This is a genomic window from Candidatus Poribacteria bacterium (genome assembly GCA_021162805.1).
Lineage (GTDB): Bacteria > Poribacteria > WGA-4E > B28-G17 > B28-G17 > JAGGXZ01.
In genome coordinates, this window is record JAGGXZ010000012.1 from 1 (window position 1) to 3,907 (window position 3,907).

At 47.3% G+C, this 3,907-nt stretch carries 5 protein-coding genes; all 5 read left to right on the forward strand.

Annotated elements, in window-relative coordinates; all coding sequences use genetic code 11:
- On the forward strand, positions 1 to 707 hold a 707-nt coding region (locus J7M22_00935), incomplete at its 5' end, for a hypothetical protein (GenBank protein ID MCD6505164.1).
- 67 nt (positions 708 to 774) lie between these two features.
- Positions 775 to 1,185, forward strand: a complete 411-nt coding sequence (locus J7M22_00940) for a hypothetical protein (protein MCD6505165.1) — start codon at positions 775 to 777, stop codon at positions 1,183 to 1,185.
- A 54-nt stretch (positions 1,186 to 1,239) separates the two neighbouring features.
- Positions 1,240 to 2,538: a hypothetical protein gene (locus J7M22_00945; GenBank protein ID MCD6505166.1), complete on the forward strand. Its 1,299-nt coding sequence runs from the start codon at positions 1,240 to 1,242 to the stop codon at positions 2,536 to 2,538.
- A 19-nt stretch (positions 2,539 to 2,557) separates the two neighbouring features.
- Positions 2,558 to 3,418 carry a hypothetical protein gene (locus J7M22_00950; protein ID MCD6505167.1) on the forward strand — a complete coding sequence of 287 codons (861 nt, stop codon included), beginning with the start codon at positions 2,558 to 2,560 and terminating at the stop codon, positions 3,416 to 3,418.
- Between the two features lie 142 nt (positions 3,419 to 3,560).
- Positions 3,561 to 3,907, forward strand: a 347-nt coding sequence (locus J7M22_00955) for a hypothetical protein (protein MCD6505168.1), incomplete at its 3' end; no start/stop codon positions are given.

Here is a 3,907-nt window from a genome sequence, read left to right on the forward strand (position 1 = left end):
AGGCCACGACGAAGCTTGCGATAACGGGAGCGGTGGTTATGATGCTCGCCGGAGCTGGGATATGGTTGAGCCATCGTGGAGAAGAGAAACCCATGCCTAAGGCCGATGAGGTGAAGGTTGAGAGGCGAGCGAGCGTGAGAGCGCCTGCGAGGGTAGCTCTCAGCAAGCCGAAGAGGGAAAAGGAGAAGGATGAGTTTACGTTTGAGGAGTTTAACAGGTTGCTTGATGAGTGCTTCGCCATGACTGAAAGGGGAGAAGAAAGCGAAGGCATATCACCAGCAGGTGTCGAGACATTAGAGGGTCCGATCCAACCTTCTGAGGAACCAGCCGAAGAAGCCCGGACGATCCGGAATGAAGATAAACCTTCCGAGATAGAGGCGAAGATTGCGGAGCTTTATCAGCAGATAATTGAAAAGGCGGAGGAGTTCCGCTCACTGAGAGATGAGTATAACGAAATCAACGAAGCCATGAGACTTGGTATGCCGCAGGACAAAGATACATTTAATCGCCGGGTTTGGATCCATGATAGATTATATGATCTGCAAGAAGAAATAGCAGATCTCGTCGGTTCCTATTATCTTCATACTGAGGATGATCAGATTTTGTCATACATCTCTGATATACTCCGAATCACCGTAACCCCAGGAATCGAATCGATCGAGGGGAAGTACGTTTTCCATATAACTCCTCTACCATTAATCTACTAAGGGGGTGATACAGCTTTCCATGTTTTTCAGCTTCATCAAACTTAGATTGGAAAAGGAGGTTTGAGCGATGAGAGGATCGAGGTTTTGGCTCATCAGCATCACTTTGATAGCAATAGCGGGTTTGGCCGTTTGGTATCTTCCCCCAAGGTTAGACTCCCTGATCCTTTCAGAGGAGGAGATGATGAAACTTGGGGGTGGATCGCAAACCGAATACAACGCGAAATGTGTAGATGTCTACGGATGTGAGCACACATCAGGATGTGAGAACCAACCGGATGGGACGTCGATATATTACAACAACATCAGATGGTGGAAGAAGTGCACATCTTACAACGGCTACAAGTGCACGATAAACGACCAGCAATTGGAACATGTCTGCACAAAGATTTATTACAGCCAAACCGGATGCACAGGTAATGTCACTAAGACAGATACGTGGAACAGACCCATATACTGTCAAACTACGAAACTACCTTAACTTTTTAAGCCAAGGGGGAAAGATCTGGAATCTTTCCCCCTCTCCCTCTCAGAGATGAAAAGGATTGCCGCCCTTGTATGTCAGATCTTCATAGCATTGACGGGCATCTCTGAAAGTAGCCTCCTTATAACGGTCGATATCTCCGACCCGTCTACACCCAGGGTTATCTCTTATCTTCCGCTGGGACTGGATTCCGCATCCGATATCGAAGCGTATCAGGACGAGATGCTTTTCATCCCTTCAAGCAGAGGGGTTCATGTAATTGACGTTTCTAATCCGAAGGAACCATTGCAGGCGCATTATATTTCACTTAAAGGGGCTTATGGAACGGCTATTTACGGACAACGACTTTTTATCATCACAACCGAGGGACCTTACATGATGCAAATAGACCGACCAAGCGATATCCGTCGACTTCCATGGGAGAGATTTCGCTTCTCTATCCAGGAGTTTCCCTTTTCCATCCGTATTCTCCCCCCCTATGAGTTCTTCGCCGTGGAGGGAGGATACATGCACATAATTGATAGATACGGCCACTTCTTCAGGATAGATCTTTCTGATCCGTTTTCGCGGAAGAGCGCAAAAACATTCCCCGGCTCTTACTCCGGGGATTCCTGTTCCTTTCTCTTGATCACCAAGGAGGGATATCAGGAAGTCCTTAAATCGATGTATGATTATCTATCCCTCAAAATGGAGTACGCAAGACCATCTCACGGTGGAGTTGTGCTCCCTCCTGGTAAAAGAGAGACATCAATAACTAAAAACGACCTTTACTACGTGGACAAACCTTTAACAGTGCCAGTTCCTCCTGATGATCGGAGTAGGCTTTCAAAGGATGCTGTTATTCTGCCGATTAACTACCTTTCTCCCAGGTTATTTGAAGGTGAAGTTTCGGAGAGATACATAGTATTTTGGTTGGGGACGTTTAGGTCGTATGCCCTCTGGATAATTCCCAGAGATGATAAAGAGATACACATGATGAACTGGGTTGCGGAATATGAGAGATTTCTTTATCTCAGCGGCAGGAAAGAACCGCCTTTTAAACGGCCCATAATGGGAATATACTGGAACGGAGATAGGCTGATACTGGTCGCCGAAGGTGGCGCTGAGGCGAAGAGTTTAAAACTGAACTATAATGAGATTGGGAGCGTATACGACCTTGGCCTTCAGGGCGATATTCTTTACATTCTCACATCTCATAACCTGATTGTAGCCGATCTATCCGGACTCGCGGGAGGTAAGGAGACAAAGGTCATATCATCCATCGAGTTTCCATCTTATGGGATGAAGCGCTTACACTTAACGCCCAGCAGGAATTTGTTGTTCTTGCTGGCGAGCGATAAGACCAATTAAAGAGAAGGAGGGTTTAGCCTTGAAAAATAAAAGGGTGGTTCTGATCCTCGTTTTCTTCCACGTGCTCGTGGGATATACTGAGGGAAATGAAGAAGTACTTCCACCTATAGACGAAGAGACGTTAATAGCAGGTTTGAAACATGCTGAATCGAGCATTCCCTCCGGTAGAGGGAGGCTTCACTTCCATGAGAGAGGTGGAAACGGATTAGAATTCGACGCCGTTTTCGCCTTTGACTCATATCGGGCTTATTATCACTACCTCTCAGGTATGCTGGAAGGCAAGAAGCTCCTTCTCAATAGAAGGCTTCAGCTCTGCTTGGACGTCACTGTCAGGGAAAACAAAATCGTCGGGTTGGCGGTCTCTCACACAGATAGCTTGCTTGTCCCTCCCGACCTTGATGTCCGGAATTGGGGGATGTGGATTTTGGGAACGCCGATGAGCCAATACCTCAAGGAACATAAAATGCGGATAGTCGGTTGCGAAAGTTTGAAGATCGAAAGGGGAAAGCTCCCCTGTTACATCGTAGAAACTGAAAGCTACCTTGGGACTCATCGCTTGTGGATAGCGCCGGGAAAGGGATTTCGGCCTGTCAAGGAGGAAATAAGGTTAAAAAAACCGAAGAACGAGCGTTGGGAGAAACGGTTTATCTACACGGAATTTAAGCTGGGTAAACGGACAGGATGGTTTCTCCGGAAAGGCATATGGGATATCGTTTACCCTGGAAGGAAGGTCGCTTTGAGGGAGATAGAGGTGAAGGATTTTCAGCCAAACGCCGATATCTCCGATTTGTTCCAGCTTGATCTGGACCCTGAAACCCCTGTCTGGGATGAATCGCTGTCAAAGGTACGCCCTTTTAAAGAGATAGGTTGGGAGCCGTGAATAAATCATGAGGAGAGGTCTCACCATCAGCGACAATGAAAGGGTGAGAGGGAGATACTGAGGGAGTATCTGCTGGAGGATAAGGGATATAAGGAGCTTAGCGAGAAGTATGGTCTGTCATATCACGCCGTGAGGTGTTGTTATGAAGCTATCAACGAAGCTTGCGATAGTGGGTATGGTCGTGGTGATGCTTGGAGGGGCGGGGATATGGATGACGATGCATCGTGGGGAGGAGAAGCCTATACCTAAGGTCAATGAGATGAAGGTTGAGAGGCGAGCGAACGTGGAAGCGCCTGCGATGGTGGTAGGTAGACCGGAGAAGAAAAAGGAGGATGATTTCACATTTGAGGAGTTCAACAGGTTGCTTGATATACTGTTTCAGGAGGAGAAGTCAGTAGGTGAAAAAACGGAAATGGAATCGGATGAGGGAATGATAAATATCGCCTCTTCTGACGATGGGAGGTCGCAGAGGGATGATGGAAGGGGGGA